The organism is Mesonia sp. K7, assembly GCF_003233725.1.
In the GTDB taxonomy this organism is placed as follows: domain Bacteria; phylum Bacteroidota; class Bacteroidia; order Flavobacteriales; family Flavobacteriaceae; genus Mesonia.
This window is the reverse complement of the sequence record NZ_QKQV01000014.1, coordinates 1-17285: the sequence shown is the minus strand read 5'-3', so window position 1 is coordinate 17285 and position 17285 is coordinate 1. Positions and strand designations below refer to the sequence as shown.

Genomic DNA, 17285 nt, shown 5'->3' with positions numbered 1-17285 from the left:
AGTGAGAGGCTAACTTTTTGTTAACAGATTAGATCTCTTTAGAATCGTTGAGTTTTTCCCACAAAACGTCTTTGAGTTCCTGTAAGCCCAATTGCGCCACAGAAGAAATAAATACATAAGGAATCTTAAAATCTTGAGCGACTTCCTCTTTTAGTTCAGCAAGTAACTCTTCGTCTAACATATCTATTTTTGAAATTGCCAAGACTCTTTCTTTATCCAGCATTTCTGGATTATAACGACGCAGTTCATCTAGCAAAATATCATATTGCTTTTTGATACTGCCGGCATCACAAGGCACCAAAAATAACAAAATAGAATTCCGTTCGATATGACGTAAAAAGCGATAACCTAGACCTTTTCCTTCTGCAGCTCCTTCGATAATTCCAGGAATATCTGCCATCACAAAAGTTTGGAAATCGCGGTGTTGTACAATTCCTAAATTGGGTTTGAGTGTGGTGAATTCGTAATCGGCAATTTTAGGTTTTGCGGCTGTCACCACAGATAACAATGTAGATTTTCCCGCATTAGGAAACCCTACTAAACCAACATCGGCGAGAACTTTTAGTTCTAAGGTGATGTCTTTTTCTTCGCCTTCTTTTCCTGGCTGAGCGTAGCGAGGCGTTTGATTGGTAGATGTTTTAAAGTGCCAGTTCCCACGACCTCCCATTCCGCCTTGAGCGATGATAATTTCTTGATTATCCTCTACAATTTCATCTAAGTATTCTTGGGTGTCGGTATCTCGAATGACCGTTCCTAAAGGGACATCAATATAGATATCTTCGCCGTCGGCTCCTGTACTTCGCTGCTTTCCACCGTGTTCGCCATGACCTGCTTTGATGTGTCTTTTAAAATTAAATTCGTAAAGTGTCCAAAGGTTTTTATTTCCGCGAATAATCACGTGACCACCTCTTCCGCCATCGCCACCATCAGGACCTCCTTTGGCGATATATTTCTCACGGTGCAAGTGCATAGAGCCTTTCCCTCCTTTTCCGGAAGACACATGCAGTTTTACATAGTCTATAAAATTACCTTCTTTCATTAAATTTTAATCTATAAAATGATTAAAAACACTGCTTAATCTATCGGTGATTTCTTCGATAGAACCTACGCCATCAACACCGTAATATTTGTCTTGCTTTTCGTAATAGTCTTTTAGAATTGCCGTTTCGTTGTAATAAACTTTGATACGGTTTCTCACAACTTCTTCGTTGGCATCATCTTTTCTTCCTGAAGTTTTTCCTCTTTCGAGTAATCTTTCTACCAAAACCTCATCTTCTACTTCAAGAGCAACCATGGCATCAACATCTTGGTCTTTGGTCTCTAAAAAGTTTTTTAGTGCTACCGCTTGTGCTTCTGTTCTCGGAAAACCATCAAAAATAAAACCCTTGGCATCTTCGTTTTTTTCAACCTCACTTTGCAACATCGCAATCGTTACTTCATCAGGCACTAACTGACCTTTATCCATATACGATTTTGCCAAGTTGCCCAATTCTGTTTCGTTTTTGATGTTGTAACGAAATACATCTCCGGTAGAAATGTGCACCAAATTGTATTTCTCTTTCAGAATTTCTGCTTGGGTTCCTTTTCCTGCTCCTGGAGGTCCAAATAAAACAATGTTTGCCATGACCAATACTTAAGTTTAGATTTTTAAAAGTGCAAAGATAATCAATACATATTTAAAGCCTATTGTTTCGGTTAATCTATTAGAAAGATTTATTTTTGTGAAAAATTAGCTTAATTTTCAATTTATTTTTAATGAAAAACTATTTTTCTTCCAATTTTAAATTAGGAATTCTTGGCGGAGGACAACTCGGTAAAATGATGTTGTATGACACTAGAAAATACGATATCCAAACGTTGGTTGTTGACCCCAGTAAAGAAGCCCCAAGTAAAATCGCTTGTGATGAGTTTCAACAAGGCGATTTGATGGACTATAACACCGTTGTAGAATTTGGAAGAAAAGTAGATGTCTTGACATTTGAAATTGAAAGTGTAAATATCGATGCACTCGAAACGCTGGAAAACGAAGGTAAAAAAGTATATCCGCAATCGAGTGTACTGCGAAAAATTCAAGACAAAGGCATTCAAAAAAAGTTTTACACAGACAATCATATTCCTACTTCGCCATTTAAGCGTTATAAAAACAAAGCCGATTTAAACGAAGCTTTGGTTAGAAAAGAACACGATTTTCCATTTGTTTGGAAAAGCTGCACTGGTGGTTATGACGGAAAAGGCGTGAGTATTATCAGACAAGAAGAAGATGTGATCCCTTTACCCGATGTGCCTTGCATTGCTGAAAATATGATTCCGTTTGAAATGGAATTGGCGGTGATTGTCGCGAGAAATCCTTCTGGAGAAATCAAAACCTATCCAGTGGTCGAAATGGAGTTTCACCCAGAAGCCAATCAGGTAGAATATGTGATATGTCCAGCGAGAATTGCTGCTGATATTTCCGCGAAAGCGCAAGCTGTAGCCCAAAAAGTATCAGAAGCTTTTAAACACGTGGGTTTGCTAGCTGTCGAAATGTTTTTAACCAAAGAAGGTGATATTTTGGTCAACGAAGTGGCACCAAGACCACACAACAGCGGTCATTATAGTATAGAAGCGAGCTATACCAACCAATTTGAACAACACATCAGGGCTATTCTCGATTTACCTTTGGGCGAAACTGCTAGCAAAGTTGGTGGCGTGATGGTCAATTTGGTAGGTGATGAAAATTATGAAGGAAATGTAATCTATCAAAATATTGAAGAAATAATGGGTTTACCAGGCGTAACTCCACATATTTACGGAAAAAAACAAACAAGACCTTTCAGAAAAATGGGACACGTTACCATTGTTAATCAAGATATAAATGAAGCAAGAAAAATCGCTGAAAAAGTAAAAAGTAGTATTCGGGTGATTAGTGAGTAATGAGTAATGAGTAATGAGTAATGAGTAATGAGTAATGAGTAATGGAGGTTACAAAATTATTTCCATTAATGGGAAAAATGAACATTAATAAATAAAAAGCAGTTGAAAAATATGAGCAAAGTAGGAATCATAATGGGTAGCACAAGCGATATGCCTGTAATGCAGGAAGCCATTGATATTTTAAAAGGTTTTGATATTGAAGTAGAAGTTGATATTGTTTCGGCACATCGCACCCCAGAAAAATTATTTGATTACGGCAAAAACGCGCACACTCGTGGCATCACTGTGATTATTGCTGGAGCTGGTGGCGCAGCTCATCTTCCAGGAATGGTAGCTTCGCTCTCACCGCTTCCCGTAATTGGAGTTCCTGTAAAATCCCGTAACTCGATTGATGGTTGGGATTCTGTACTTTCTATTTTGCAAATGCCAGGCGGAGTTCCCGTGGCAACCGTTGCGCTTGATGGAGCAAAAAATGCAGGCATCTTAGCCGCTCAAATTATTGGCGCTTCAGATCAATGTGTTTTAGACAAAATTTTGGTTTATAAAGAAGGGCTTAAACAGAAAGTCATAAAAGGAGCTGAAGAAATTAAGAAAAAGTAAAAAACGTTGTTACATTTTTCATTTATAATCGTCTTTAAATAAAACCTTTATTTATGAAAAATATTACGCTTCTTAGTTTTTTATTATTTACTAAAATAATCGTTGCCCAACAACTTTCAGGTACACTTATTTCTAAAGAAACACAAGAAACCATTCCGTTTGCGGCCGTACAAATCGGGAAAGATTATGGTGTGATTACCAACCTGGAAGGAAATTTTCAGATAGAAGTAGAAAACTTCAAACCTACCGATTCATTGCTATTTTCAAGCATGGGTTTTACCTCCAAAAGTATTGCTATCAAAGATTTTAAAGAAGGCTCTAGCATTTACCTTTCGGAGAACATCAACGAATTAGACGAAGTTTTTTTGGTGAATAAAAATCTTTCTCCTGAAGAGATCATGCTAAAAGTTAATGAAAATGCAGATGTCAATTATCAAACAAATTTAGGTAAATACAGCATTTTTGAAAGAGAGTCTGATAATCCTCTCATGCTCAAAACAGAATTTGGAATTAAGAAAGCGAGTTTTTTAGAAAAAAAAACACGGAAAAAATTTAATGACGAAATCGAAAAACTATTCCAGAAAACCAAAAATAGGAAAGCCCATAATTATGCTGAAAACTATTATGAAGTCTATAAAAATAAAGACTCCGTTAAGGTTAATATCATCAAAGCTACCGAATTAGGAGACCCAGAAGCCAGTGTCGATAGCGAAAAACTGACCGCAAAAGTGATGAAACTTATTGCCGAAAATCTTGATACCAAAAGCACTTTTAAAGTCAAAACGGGTATTATTCCTATAGAAGATTCGCTAAAAGTGGGTGATGCGGTTGAGTTTAAAGACGAAAAAATTGATAGCGCAACAACCAAAGATTGGAGGTCTAGCAGCAAAACAAGAGGCTTGAGTAGCAAAAGTAATATTTTACGAGCTCAAGGCTTAGATTTCATCAACGATTATGAAGATTATACCTATAAAGTTGATGAAATCATGAGTTACAACGGCGAAATGGTTTACGTGATGGGTTTTGAGCCTGACCGTGGAAGAGCAAAATACAAAGGGCAAATTTATGTTTCGGCAGAAACTTTTGCGGTGTTAAAAGCCGATTACCAACTAGCCGAAGGCAAACGCGTAAATAGTCTTAACCTAAAACTATTACTCGGTATCAAAGTGATACAAGACAAAGATTCAGGAATGATTCTTTTTAGAAAAAATAATGACAATAAATACGAACCTTTATTCATCAGAAAAGACACTCATCAATACATTTATCTAAATAGAAACTTTACTTTTAAAGAAAATGTAGACGATAAAAAAGACAGAGTCGTGTTTAAGTTCGAATTTTTAGTTGAAACTGAAAATAATACCGTTAACGAATATCTTTTTGTCAATCATGAGTCAATTTCGGAGGAGCAATTCAACAATTTTAGAGAAAAAGAAGGCGTGATTGTTGAGCAAATTAGAAAATACAACCCTTCGGTTTGGGAAGGTTACAACATTATTGCACCGAGTAAAGAAATAGAAGAGTTTGAGTATTAAAAAGCTATTAATTTTTTCTTTCCAATTACTGGTTCTCTTTTCTTTTGCACAGAAAAGGGAACAACTCGATTCGGTTTTTCTTTCCAACAAAAGCCTTTCGGCGGAAGAGATTATTCGTAAGGCAACTGAAAATATCTCTGAAAATTATTTTTTAGACACCATCCATTTTGAAATCAATAAAAAATTCGATCAAAATTATGAATACAAAGATTTTGAAATCGATTCTAAAAAAGCAAAACTTATCCCGAAAGACAAAAGAAATGATTTTGAAAATGAAATTGCAGCTTTGGTTTCTTCATTAAAAAATAATAACCATAACTTTAGTTACACTACAATTTTTGGTTATTATCAAAAGAAGCACGCTAAACCACACCTCAAACCTATTATCAAAACACAAGTTACTTCTGACGTCAAAAGAAAAATACAATTTGACTACACCATCGATAAATTCGAAAAAATTTTACAGAAATATGTAGATACTGATGAAAAATTAACAGTGAAATCTGGCCTATTTCCTATTGAAAGAAATCTAACTACAACGTCTAAAAAAGATATTTCTTATCAAACAAAAATAGTTACGGATAGTTACCATTGGCAAAAAGATAAAATTCTAAATCCAGGAACTTTTGATTTTATTTCTGATGTAGAAGCTTACCAATATGAAATCGATAAAACGCACACATATCAAGGGGAGTTAGTTTACAAAATCAGTTTTCGACCTAAGAAAAGTCGAGCAAAACTTATGGGCTTTGTTATCATTTCGCCCACAGATTATGCTATTCTACAAGCGAAATACAGTTTAGCCGAAGGAAAAAAGATCTGGGGTATCAATCTTAAATTTCCTCTAGGTGTAAAAGTTGCCCATAATATTTTTGCTGGTGAATTTTCATACAAAAGAGGAAATTCCAGTAAATATGTTCCTGTAAAATTTGAGATTTCAACAGGCGAATATAATTACATCCATCGCGATCTTCTCATCAAAACCCAAAACGGTTTTTTTAGACAAGCCGATAAACTAAAGTTTAAACTCTTACTCGAGGTTCAAGAAAAAAGCACCGAAATTTATACTTTTAACATTCTATAATTTCCATCTCTTTTTAGACAAAAAAATTTAGAGAATTGTATTTTTAGCATTCTTAAAATACATCAAAGATGAGCAACAAAAATCCGTTATTAGAAACATTTGACGAAACCCCTTTTTCAAACATAAACAACAATCATTTTAAACCTGCTTTTCAAAAAGCCATAGAAATTGGCAAAGCAGAAATCGATGCTATTACGGCTTCACAAGAAGAGCCAACCTTCAAAAACACCATCGAAGCTCTCGAAAGCTCAGGAAGCCAGTTAGAGCGTATTTCAAGTGTGTTTTTTAATCTCAATTCGGCAGAAACCAATGAGGAAATTCAAAAAATCGCACAAGAAGTTTCGCCTTGGTTATCAGAATATAGCAACGACATCACCCTCAATACAAATTTATTCAAACGCATCAAATCGGTTTATCAAAACCAAGAAAAGTTTAATCTCAACGGTGAGCAAAAAAGACTTTTAGAAAAGCAATATAAAAGCTTTACGCGAAACGGAGCCAATTTACCCAATGATAAAAAGCAAGAACTCAGAAAAATAGACACGCAATTGGCAAAGCTCTCACTTACGTTCGGCGAAAATGTACTTGCAGAAACCAATCGCTTTCAGTTACACATCACCAATAAAAACGAACTTGAAGGTTTACCCGAAAGTGAACTCGAAAACGCTGAACAACTGGCTAAAGCTAAAGGAAAAGACGGCTATATTTTTACACTTCATTTCCCAAGCTATATTCCGTTTATGAAGTATGTTAAAAACAGGGAACTTCGCAAAAAAATGGCGATTGCTTATGGTGCAAAAGCTTTTCAGAACGATGAATATGACAATCAAAAAAATGTTTTAGAAATTGCCCAACTTCGTCACCAACGTGCTCAACTTTTAGGGTTTGAAACTCACGCTCATTTTGTGCTAGAAGAGCGAATGGCAAAGACACCTGAAAAGGTAAAAAGTTTTCTTAATGAACTTTTAGAAAAAGCCAAACCCGCTGCTCAAAAAGAGTTTGAACAGTTAGAAAATTTCGCCAAAGAGCTAGATGGTATCCATCAACTTCAAAAATGGGATGCAGCTTATTATGCAGAAAAACTCAAGCAAAAATTATTTGATTTAGATGATGAAATTTTAAAACCTTATTTCAAATTAGAGAATGTAATCGATGGTGTTTTTACAATAGCCGAAAAACTATTTGATATCACTTTTAAAGAAGTTTTTGATGTTGATAAATATCACGAAGAAGTAAAAACCTATCGTGTTTATGATGCTAAACATAATTTTATCGCCCTATTTTACGCCGATTTTCACCCACGTGAAGGCAAAAGAAATGGTGCTTGGATGACGGTTTATAAAAATCAGCAAATCAAAAACAGAATAAACGAACGACCACACATATCAAACGTTTGTAACTTTACACGTTCTACCTCAAAAAAACCTTCATTATTAACCTTTAATGAAGTAACTACTTTGTTTCACGAGTTTGGTCACGCTCTCCACGGAATGCTTGCCAACACCACCTACAAAAGCCTTTCGGGAACTTCTGTTTATTGGGATTTTGTCGAACTCCCAAGCCAAATACTCGAAAATTGGTGTTACGAAAAAGAAGCACTTGAGCTTTTTGCCAAGCATTATGAAACTGGAGAAACCATACCAATGGAATTAATAGAAAAAATCAAACAATCGGCCAACTTTCAAGAAGGTATGCAAACCCTTCGGCAAATAAGTTTCGGGTTACTCGATATGGCTTGGCACGCTATCAATCCAAAAAAAATAACCGATGTAAAAACTCACGAGCAAGAAGCATTTACGGGAACTCAACTTTACCCAGATGTAAAAGAAAATTGTATGAGCACTTCGTTTTCGCACATCTTTCAAGGCGGTTATTCATCGGGGTATTATTCTTACAAATGGGCAGAAGTACTTGATGCTGATGCTTTTGCTTATTTCAAAGAAAACGGGATTTTTAATAAAGAAATAGCCACCAAGTTTAAAGACAATGTGCTAAGCAAAGGCGGTACAGAAGAACCAATGGTTTTATACAAACGCTTTCGCGGAAAAGAACCCAACCCTGAAGCCTTGTTAGAAAGAGCAGGGTTGTTATAAAATAAGAAAGAATCCTGTCAAATTCTGTATTTCGTAGGATATACCTATCTTTAATCTTCATAATTTTCAAATAATTTTAAATGAAAACTATTCTCTTTTCAATCTGTTGTTTAATAACATTTGTATTAAACGCTCAAGAACGAACTTTACCAATAGACACCACAATAGTCACAAAACATAGCACTACAGTCAAAGGTGTCAAATTTTCATATACCGCAAAAACAGGAACACAACCCGTTTGGAATAAAAACGGAGAGCCAATAGCGAGTTTATTTTACACCTATTACACCAGAGATGATGTAAAATCGAGAGCCAACAGACCGCTTATGATATCGTTTAACGGCGGACCAGGATCGGCTTCTGTATGGATGCACCTTGCTTATACTGGTCCAAAAATTTTGAATATAGATGAAGAAGGCTACCCGATACAACCTTACGGATTTAAAAGTAACCCTTATTCTATTCTTGATGTTGCTGACATTGTTTTTGTAAATCCTGTAAATACCGGTTATTCAAGAATGATTCCTGACAAGGAAGGTAAAATGCCCGATAGAGATTTATTCTTTGGCATTAATGCCGATATCAAATACTTAGCCGAATGGATAAATACTTTTGTTTCTCGTAACAATCGTTGGGAATCGCCAAAATATATTATCGGCGAAAGTTATGGCGGAACACGTGTGATGGGATTGGCAAGTGAATTACAAAACAAACAATGGATGTACTTAAACGGTGTCATCTTGGTTTCTCCTGCAGATTATAAAGTTTTACGAGTTGATAATCCTGTTTCGTCAGGATTGAATTTACCATACTTTACAGCTACGGCTTGGTATCATCAAAAATTATCGCCAGCATTACAAAGTAAAGACTTAACTGACATCCTTCCCGAGGCTGAAGATTTTGCAATCAATCAATTGATTCCTGCCTTGACAAAAGGCGGATTTATTAATGATTCTGAAAGAAAAGAGATTGCACAAAAAATGGCTTATTATACTGGTCTTAGTGAAAAAGTGATTTTACAACATCATTTAGATATTCCTACTCGCTTTTTTTGGAAAGAACTCTTAAGAGACAAATCTGGACAAACCATAGGTAGATTAGACTCCAGATATTTGGGATTTGATAAAATTGAGGCCGGAACTTCACCCGATTACAACGCCGAGTTGACTTCTTGGTTACATTCGTTCACGCCAGCCATCAACCATTATATTAAATCTGAACTTCAGTTTGACACCGACCTAAAATATAATATGTTTGGTGATGTTCATCCTTGGAATAACGAAAATGACAATGTTCGTGAAGGTTTAAGGCAAGCAATGGCACAAAACCCTTATTTAAAAGTGCTTACTCAATCGGGATATTATGATGGTGCTACCACTTATTTTAGTGCAAAATACAGCCAATGGCAATTAGATCCAAGCGGCAAAATGAAAGACCGCTTGTTTTTTAAAGCCTATCGAAGTGGTCATATGATGTATTTAAGACACGAAGATTTAATAAGTGCCAATGATGATTTACGAGAGTTTATCAAAACATCTTCTGCCAATGGAAAAGCGGCGAAATATTAGATAAAAGCTAAAAAATCAAATGATAAGGTTTCGCATCAAGTGCGGAATCACGTTATTCTTCAATCCAACTGATGATTTGCTTATCATTTGGCAGTGTTCTTGGGCTAACAACATCTACCAATTCTCCTTTTTCATTGATTAAATATTTTTGGAAATTCCATTCAACTTCAGAATCTTCAAAACCATTTTTAGATTTTTGAGTTAAGAATTGATATAACGGATGCATATCATCTCCTTTTACTGAAATTTTACTCATCATAGGAAAAGTAACACCATAATTGGCTTTGCAAAATTGTGCTATTTGCTCATTGCTTCCTGGTTCTTGTGCTCCAAAGTTGTTGGCAGGAAAACCAATAATCACAAAATTGTCATCTTTATACGATTTGTAAACTTCTTCTAACTGCTCATATTGTGGTGTTAACCCACATTCGCTTGCCGTGTTTACAATCAATACTTTTTTACCTTTAAGCGAACTCATATCAAAAGTTTCACCGCTTATATCTTCTACTTTGAACTGATAAATCGTTTGATCCATATTTTTTTGACTTTGTGCACAAGAAATACATCCTAATACTGCCAGACAAATTACTACTATTTTTTTCATTCTATTTTATTTTTTGAGGATTTTGCTTTATATACGATTCCCAACCCGAATAAGATTTTCCCGACTCTATTTTTCCTGCATTGTAAAAATGGCAAACTGCAGCTGCTAAACCATCGGTGGCATCGAGATTATCAGGTAAAGTTTTAAGGTTTAAGGTTTGTTGTAACATCTTAGCCACTTGTTCTTTACTGGCATTACCATTACCTGTTATTGCCATTTTTATTTTTTTAGGTGAATACTCGGTTACAGGTATTTGTCGACTTAAGCCTGCTGCCATTGCGACACCTTGAGCTCTTCCTAATTTAAGCATCGACTGTACGTTTTTTCCGTAAAACGGAGCTTCAATTGCTATTTCGTCAGGATGATAGGTATCGATGAGTTCTATGGTTCTTTCGAAAATATGACGCAATTTCACATAGTGATCAGCATATTTTTTAAGTAGCAATTCGTTCAGTTGAATAAACTCCATCTTCTTTCCAACAACTTTAATGAGTCCGTAGCCCATAATGGTTGTTCCGGGATCGATGCCTAATATAATTTTTTCGTTAGTCAACTTATTTGGTTTTTATTTCTAAAGGCAAAGTAAAACTTGTGCTTACCGGAATTCCGCGCTTATATGCGGGTTCGAGTACTGGTAAGTTTTCCACGGAAGTGGTCATCAAGCTATCTAATTGAGGTAACTTAATATACAAATCTTCACTTGCATGAAGCGAATCTAAAACAGGCTTTCCTGCTGCTGTAATTTTGATATACAAATGAAAAGTCTCGTCTAAACTATCGGTCACCACATATTGCTGTGTGGCTAGTTTCCTGTAGAAATACTCGGTTACTTTTTGCTCAAAACATTTTTTCTTTTCTGCTTTTTCGACACAATGCGAGCAGTTTTGAAACTCAGGATAAGTCTCTACCTCACTCCAATTGATTTGCTGTAATTCTTTTTGTGAAATCTCATCAGAATATACTTTTTGGGTTTCGATCTCTTTACAACCGACCACCAGAAAAAGGAGAAAAAGGTAATGATACTTCATCTAACAAATTTAACAAACCTAAGTATAGCAAATGTATTAATTTGCTGTCTTTCTTTTGTATAAACCGTCAAAGACTTTTTGCCAAGTAACACCATTATCGGTAGAACGTTCCATGAGTTGGCGAACGCTATCTTGCTTTTTGTCGTAATAATAAATCATTCGCAGCCAGAACTCGTTGCCTTTTTGGTCAATATGTTTGGCAACCAATTGCATTTCTCCTTCGGTGTAGTGATTAGGTTCTACATAATGCGACACATGCCCATTGGCAACCCATTCTTGTTTCCATTTTTTGTCGGCTGCATCAAAATAGCTAATAGAACTTCCGCCAGCATTATTGAACGGATTGTAGTTTTCAATGATTCCGCAATTGCCTTTGGTAAGTGTTATCGAACTTTCGGCAATTTTATTTCCATCGGAAAAAACCTCCCATTCGCCAAGCCAAAAATCAAATCTTCGGTAATCTTCTATAGTATCACAAGGTGATTGTGAAAACATAAAATTCAGTCCGAAGAAAAGTAGCAGAATTGTAAACATATTTTTCATATCAAAGCATTTAAACTCCTAACAAGATAAAACAACCAAGCCGAATTTTAAAGTTCGGCTTGGTTTGAATTGAAAAAATATAAAGTTTATTCTGTTTTATAAATAATTGGTAATGCATATTCTACATTTACTTTTTCACCTTTATTTTCCCCTGGAATAAATGGAGGCAAACTTTCGATTAGCCTTTTGGCTTCATCTGCTAAAATTTCGTTGCTTGCTCTAGCTTTTACATTTATCACTTCACCTGTTTTACCTATGACAAACTTCACATAGATACGCTGTGAACCTTTTTCTAGGTTGAGAGGTGCTATTTTTTTGTTGTCAAAGTTATTGATGACATATTCTGCAATTTTGGTTGCTGTACATTGATATGTCTCATTAAATGTTCCTAAACCTTCACACCCTTGATAAGCTGGAACTTTATCAATCTCTTTTATAGAATAAGATCCCGGGAAAGGTGGTGGAGGTGGAGGTGGAGGAAGCATAGCTTTCTCTTTTTTATACTCTTCATAAGTTTTAACCTTATAATCTGGCACATCTTTTCCTTCTTCCCTCATTTTATTGTTCATCCAGGTCATAAAAGCTTGAACTTTATAATAATCTTCTCGCGAATAAACAGCATTATTATCCTCTTCTTTTTTATAGGGAAAATAACTTTTTTGAATTTCCATAAAGTCTTTTCCTTCGGCCTCCATTTCTTCGATTTCTTTTGAATATTTATCCAAAAGTTCTTGATGGGTTAGTTCTGAAACAGCAGAATCTTGGGATTCTTTTACAGCTTCATCGGTACACGAAACCACAAATAACATCGCCATAATGGCGGGAACAAGCACTAAAAACTTTAATAGTGCGCTTCGGGTAGATTTTGTTTTTTCTAACATTTTAATACGTTTTTTAATTAATGAATGATTAAAAAATTGATTGATAAATGAAATGTTTGAACTCCCAAAAGCAAGATTAAGTAAGCTCTGGTAATACGGTAACTTATCAGCATCCTTTGTTGCTTGTTGATCGGCAATATATTCGTGAATTTGATTCATCTCGTGTTGGTAAAAAAACACTACGGGATTAAACCAGCTTACAATTTTGAGCAACTCAAAATAGAGTAAATCGTAGGTATGTCTTTGCTTGGCGTGTGTTTTCTCGTGTTTTAAAATATGTTGTTTTTCCTTTTCAGAAAGTTCGCTTCCCAAATAAATGGTATGCAAAAAAGTACAAGCCACTTTGGTATTTGGTACTTCCACCCATCGGTAATCTTCAAAACACTTTGCTTTTCCTTGTTTCGAAAATTGCAGAAACTTGAGAAGTTTCCGTATAAAAAAAGCGAACATCAGCAGTAAACCAGCTACATATAAAATACTGAGGAAATGCTCTTGTATAAAAGTGGTTTCGCTTAAAACGGATTTACTTGCGAGAGTGACTTCTGCTTGGTTTTTGCCTATAAAAACAGCCGGTAAAACCAATATTTCTTGTGCTTTTTCGGTATAACTTTCAAAAAAATTGATTTTGAACAACGGTAAAACCGCTGCTAAAATAGGAGTCACCAACAGATAAATTCGGTTATAGGTAAAAAAGGTTTCTCTTTTTAGAAATAATATATAAATCAGCCAAAAAGCCAGTAAAAACAATCCGGATTGCAAAATATAGGTACTCATGACTTTTTATTTTTATCAATTTCTTTTAAAATTTCTTCTAGTTCATTGAGCGAAAGCTTATTCTTTTTTACAAAAAAAGAGAGTAAGCTTTTAGGTGAACCTTCAAAGTAATTGTTCATTAACTTGGTTAATGAAAATTTACTATAAGCATCTTTTTCTACTTTCGGGAAATAAATATGACCTCTTCCCTCTTTTCTAAAACCTACAAAACCTTTGTTTTCTAAAATTCTAACAATCGTAGAAACCGTGTTGTACGCCGGTTTTGGTTCTTCCATTTCGTCGATCAAGTGAGCAACATTGGCTTCTTCAAGCTTCCATAAAAGTTGCATCACTTCCTCTTCTGCTTTGGTGAGTTCTTTCATTTTTCAAATCAATTATAAAACAAATATAACTAAATTTTTAGTTTAAACTAATTTTTTAGTTAATTATTTATTTTTTACAAGGTTTTCCCTAAATTGTCATGTTGTCTCTAGAACTTAAGAGTTACAGAATCTCCTCTTGTTAATAGATTTTACTTCCTGCAAAAAAAGACTATTTTTATTCAAAATTTATACATGGATATCGCTTTACTCATCATCGGGTTATTGCTCTGTATTGTAGGAATCATAGGGAGCATTCTGCCAGTTTTACCAGGTTTACCAATAAGTTGGATTGGGGTTTTACTTTTCTATTTTACTTCTAAAGTAGAGATGAATTATACGATTCTCATTATTTCTTTTGTGTTGATGTTACTCATTTCTGTAGCCGATTACCTCATTCCTGCAGCGGGAACCAAACGCTACGGCGGAAGCAAAGCTGCTTCGTGGGGGACAACAATTGGGTTGATTGTGGGTATTTTGGCTCCTATTCCTTTTGGATTTTTAATTGGGCCATTTGTTGGTGCTTTTATTGGGCAATTGTTTTTTACCAAAGAAAGTTCGGTACAATCTTCTTTTAAAGCTGCCACAGGTTCTTTTTTCGGATTTATCGCTTCTACTTTTATGAAATTCTTTACAGCTTGTGTATTTTTGGGTTTTTACATTTATTTAGTGATCAAACATTACCCAATTTTTTAAAATGACTTTACAACAACTAGCCGATAGAATATACCAAGCAGAGCAAAACAAAGTTTCATGTGAACCGATTCGAGCGCATATAGGTGCTTTAGACTTAGAAAGTGCCTACAAGATTCAAGAGATAAACATTGAGAAAAAGAAGAATTCAGGTTTAATCGAAAGAGGAAAAAAAATCGGGCTTACTTCCTTTAAAGTACAAGAGCAATTAGGGGTTGACCAACCCGATTTTGGTATTTTACTTAACAATATGCAATTTCACGCCAGTGAAAACATCACTTTCGCAGAATTAATGCAACCTAAAGCAGAAGCTGAAATTGCTTTTATCCTCAAAAAAGATTTAGATAAAGAAAACATCACGGAAGAAGAGGTTGTAGAAGCTATTGATCACGCTAAGATTGCAGTAGAAATTGTAGGAAGTCGCATCAAAGATTGGAATATAAAAATTACCGACACTATTGCCGACAATGCTTCTTCGAGTCATTTTGTGTTAGGTGAAAGAGAAGTTTCCTTAAGTGAAATTGATCTTCAAAAAAACAAAATGCAACTATTTGTTGATGGTAATTTAGCTTCAGAAGGCGACGGAACTTCATGCATGGGAAACCCGCTAAACGCCGTAGTTTGGTTGGCTAACAAAATGTACGAATTAAAAAATCCCCTTCGAAAAGGGGAAATCATATTATCTGGTGCTTTAGGACCAATGGTTAATTTACAACCTAATCAAAAAATAAAAGCAACTATAGAAGGCTTTGATGATTTAGAGTTTGAAGTGATTTAATCTAACCAAGTTACTTTATGCTCGATAGGAGTTCGCTCTCCTTCGGGCAATTCTCCTGAGAAGCTTCCAACATAAAATAAACCTAAACACTTTTCACCATTTTTAAGAGGTAAAAATTCTCCCATTTTACTAATATATCCGGGCGAACTCCAATAGCTACCTACTTTGTTTTCGGCAGCAACCAACCACATATTTTGTACCGCCATGGCTGTTGCGGCAACTTCTTCCCATTCTGGAAGCGATTCTTTTGGGTCACGCTGCATACAGATAATAATGATATGGCTTGATTGCTCTATTTTATCTGCAATTTGTTTCGCTTTAAAATCAGAAGGGCTGACAACAGTCTCTTTATATTTATCGACCATAAAAGTTGAAAGAACTTTCTTTTTATCAGATTTCACCACATAAAAACGCCAAGGTTCAGTTTTTTTATGAGTAGGAGCCCAATTGGCAGCTTCCAACATTTTATGGATAATAACATCTTCTACTTTTACTCCTTTGTCATACTGAACAGGAAAAATAGATCTTCTTTTTTTGATAATACCTTCTATCATTATACTCTAAATACGTTTAAAATTACTGTTTTAATTCTTTCTCTATCGTCATCTGTCAAATTTGAGCCTGATGGTAAGCAAAGTCCATTTTCAAAAAGTTCTTCAGCTACATTACCTCCATAATAAGGAGCATCTTTAAAAACTGGTTGCATATGCATTGGTTTCCATAAAGGCCTACTTTCTATATTTTCAGCTTCAAAAGCAAGACGTAAATCTTCTCGGGTAATTCCACCAGTTTGATTTGGATCTACTAAAATAGCACTTAACCAGTGGTTTGAAAAATAACTTTCGCCCGGTTCCGTGAAAACTTCAACACCTTTAATACCTGAAAAAATATCTTTATAAAAAATATTCATTTTTCGGCGAAGACCGATATGTTTGTCTAAAACTTCCATTTGCCCACGGCCAATTCCCGCAGAAATATTACTCAATCTGTAATTGTAACCTATTTCACTATGTTGATAATGTGGAGCATTATCTCTTGCTTGTGTAGCGTAAAAAACAATTTTGCTTTTGGTTGCTTCATCTTTACACACTAAAGCTCCTCCTCCACTTGTGGTAATAATTTTATTTCCGTTAAATGAAAGAATTCCAAACTCTCCGAATGCTCCGCATTTTTGACCTCTATAAGTAGAACCTAATGCTTCTGCAGCATCTTCTATGACAGGAATATCATATTGTTTGGCTACCATGAGAATTTCATTCATTTTACACGGCATCCCATATAAATGTACAACAATAATAGCTTTAGGTTTATTTCCTTTAGCTATCCTGTCTTTGATTGCTTTCTTTAAAGCAATTGGACACATATTCCAAGTAGTGGGCTCACTATCGATAAAAATAGGTGTAGCTCCTTGGTAAGCTATCGGGTTAGCTGATGCAGAAAAAGTAATACTTTGGCAGATAACTTCGTCACCATGAGAAACACCCAAATGAATCAAAGCTAAATGAATAGCGGCTGTTCCACTGCTTAATGCTGCTATCTCTTTTGATTGTTGAATATAGTTTTTGAGATCTGTCTCAAAACCGTTGACATTTGGGCCAAGAGGTGCAATCCAGTTTTCATCAAAAGCTGAGTTAATATACTCTATTTCCTTTCCTCCCATATGTGGTGAAGAAAGCCAGATTTTAGTTTTGCTCATGAATCGTTTTTTATCGTTTCAAATCTAATTAAAAAACATGAGAATATCCGTATCTATGAAGTCCATAAAAACAAAAAGCCCCCATCAAAAGATGAGGGCTTAAAAAAGGCGGCGACCTACTCTCCCACAATAAGCA

At 35.2% G+C, this 17285-nt stretch carries 18 protein-coding genes; 8 read left to right on the top strand and 10 right to left on the bottom strand.

Translation table 11 applies throughout. The features are described from left to right. Positions 1 to 28 precede the first annotated feature (28 nt). Together obgE and DNG35_RS10110 are read right to left on the bottom strand one after the other, a co-directional pair. A complete protein-coding gene (obgE, locus tag DNG35_RS10115; protein WP_111128744.1) occupies positions 29 to 1039 on the bottom strand; it encodes a GTPase ObgE in 1011 nt (336 codons plus the stop codon). A gap of 6 nt (positions 1040 to 1045) precedes the next feature. Further along, positions 1046 to 1624 carry an adenylate kinase gene (locus tag DNG35_RS10110; protein WP_111128741.1) on the bottom strand — a complete coding sequence of 193 codons (579 nt, stop codon included), beginning with the start codon at positions 1622 to 1624 and terminating at the stop codon, positions 1046 to 1048. A gap of 131 nt (positions 1625 to 1755) precedes the next feature. On the opposite strand from DNG35_RS10110, the gene DNG35_RS10105 reads away from it, so the two are divergent. The 6 genes from DNG35_RS10105 to DNG35_RS10080 all read left to right on the top strand — a co-directional run bounded on the left by DNG35_RS10105 (position 1756) and on the right by DNG35_RS10080 (position 9793). After that, positions 1756 to 2913, top strand: a complete 1158-nt coding sequence (locus DNG35_RS10105; RefSeq protein ID WP_111128739.1) for a 5-(carboxyamino)imidazole ribonucleotide synthase — start codon at positions 1756 to 1758, stop codon at positions 2911 to 2913. 111 nt (positions 2914 to 3024) lie between these two features. Next, a complete protein-coding gene (purE, locus tag DNG35_RS10100) occupies positions 3025 to 3513 on the top strand; it encodes a 5-(carboxyamino)imidazole ribonucleotide mutase (protein ID WP_111128736.1) in 489 nt (162 codons plus the stop codon). A 53-nt stretch (positions 3514 to 3566) separates the two neighbouring features. After that, complete coding sequence (locus DNG35_RS10095; protein ID WP_111128733.1) at positions 3567 to 5048, top strand: carboxypeptidase-like regulatory domain-containing protein; 1482 nt, start codon at positions 3567 to 3569, stop codon at positions 5046 to 5048. Beyond that, the gene (locus DNG35_RS10090) at positions 5038 to 6132 is read left to right on the top strand and encodes a hypothetical protein (RefSeq protein ID WP_111128731.1); all 1095 of its coding nucleotides are present in this window, start codon (positions 5038 to 5040) and stop codon (positions 6130 to 6132) included. The genes DNG35_RS10095 and DNG35_RS10090 overlap by 11 nt, the downstream gene beginning before the upstream one ends. 68 nt (positions 6133 to 6200) lie before the next feature. Continuing rightward, positions 6201 to 8225: a M3 family metallopeptidase gene (locus DNG35_RS10085; RefSeq protein ID WP_111128729.1), complete on the top strand. Its 2025-nt coding sequence runs from the start codon at positions 6201 to 6203 to the stop codon at positions 8223 to 8225. Between the two features lie 80 nt (positions 8226 to 8305). Next, positions 8306 to 9793 carry a S10 family peptidase gene (locus DNG35_RS10080; protein ID WP_111128727.1) on the top strand — a complete coding sequence of 496 codons (1488 nt, stop codon included), beginning with the start codon at positions 8306 to 8308 and terminating at the stop codon, positions 9791 to 9793. A 52-nt stretch (positions 9794 to 9845) separates the two neighbouring features. Here the strand turns inward: DNG35_RS10080 and DNG35_RS10075 are convergent, their stop codons facing one another. The 6 genes from DNG35_RS10075 to DNG35_RS10050 form a co-directional block, all read right to left on the bottom strand. Then, positions 9846 to 10397, bottom strand: coding sequence for a glutathione peroxidase (locus DNG35_RS10075; protein WP_111128725.1), 552 nt, complete (start codon positions 10395 to 10397; stop codon positions 9846 to 9848). 1 nt (position 10398) lies between these two features. Beyond that, on the bottom strand, positions 10399 to 10950 hold the full coding sequence (ruvC, locus tag DNG35_RS10070; RefSeq protein WP_111128724.1) for a crossover junction endodeoxyribonuclease RuvC: 552 nt from the start codon (positions 10948 to 10950) through the stop codon (positions 10399 to 10401). A gap of 1 nt (position 10951) precedes the next feature. Then, positions 10952 to 11425, bottom strand: a complete 474-nt coding sequence (locus tag DNG35_RS10065) for a hypothetical protein (RefSeq protein ID WP_111128722.1) — start codon at positions 11423 to 11425, stop codon at positions 10952 to 10954. 36 nt (positions 11426 to 11461) lie between these two features. Then, positions 11462 to 11959: a hypothetical protein gene (locus DNG35_RS10060; protein ID WP_146228864.1), complete on the bottom strand. Its 498-nt coding sequence runs from the start codon at positions 11957 to 11959 to the stop codon at positions 11462 to 11464. Between the two features lie 95 nt (positions 11960 to 12054). Further along, positions 12055 to 13623, bottom strand: a complete 1569-nt coding sequence (locus DNG35_RS10055; RefSeq protein ID WP_111128718.1) for a M56 family metallopeptidase — start codon at positions 13621 to 13623, stop codon at positions 12055 to 12057. Beyond that, complete coding sequence (locus DNG35_RS10050; RefSeq protein ID WP_111128716.1) at positions 13620 to 13985, bottom strand: BlaI/MecI/CopY family transcriptional regulator; 366 nt, start codon at positions 13983 to 13985, stop codon at positions 13620 to 13622. Before DNG35_RS10050 ends, DNG35_RS10055 begins: the two co-directional genes overlap by 4 nt. Positions 13986 to 14177: 192 nt before the next feature. On the opposite strand from DNG35_RS10050, the gene DNG35_RS10045 reads away from it, so the two are divergent. Both DNG35_RS10045 and DNG35_RS10040 read left to right on the top strand, forming a co-directional pair. After that, the gene (locus tag DNG35_RS10045; RefSeq protein ID WP_111128714.1) at positions 14178 to 14678 is read left to right on the top strand and encodes a DUF456 domain-containing protein; all 501 of its coding nucleotides are present in this window, start codon (positions 14178 to 14180) and stop codon (positions 14676 to 14678) included. 1 nt (position 14679) lies between these two features. After that, positions 14680 to 15453, top strand: coding sequence for a 2-keto-4-pentenoate hydratase (locus DNG35_RS10040; RefSeq protein WP_111128711.1), 774 nt, complete (start codon positions 14680 to 14682; stop codon positions 15451 to 15453). Here the strand turns inward: DNG35_RS10040 and DNG35_RS10035 are convergent. Next, positions 15450 to 16007: a nitroreductase gene (locus tag DNG35_RS10035; RefSeq protein ID WP_111128708.1), complete on the bottom strand. Its 558-nt coding sequence runs from the start codon at positions 16005 to 16007 to the stop codon at positions 15450 to 15452. The two genes, DNG35_RS10040 and DNG35_RS10035, sit on opposite strands and share 4 nt — an antisense overlap. Further along, positions 16007 to 17149 (bottom strand): DegT/DnrJ/EryC1/StrS aminotransferase family protein, encoded by a 1143-nt coding sequence (locus tag DNG35_RS10030; protein ID WP_111128706.1) that lies wholly within the window; start codon positions 17147 to 17149, stop codon positions 16007 to 16009. The genes DNG35_RS10035 and DNG35_RS10030 overlap by 1 nt, the downstream gene beginning before the upstream one ends. Positions 17150 to 17285 lie beyond the last annotated feature (136 nt).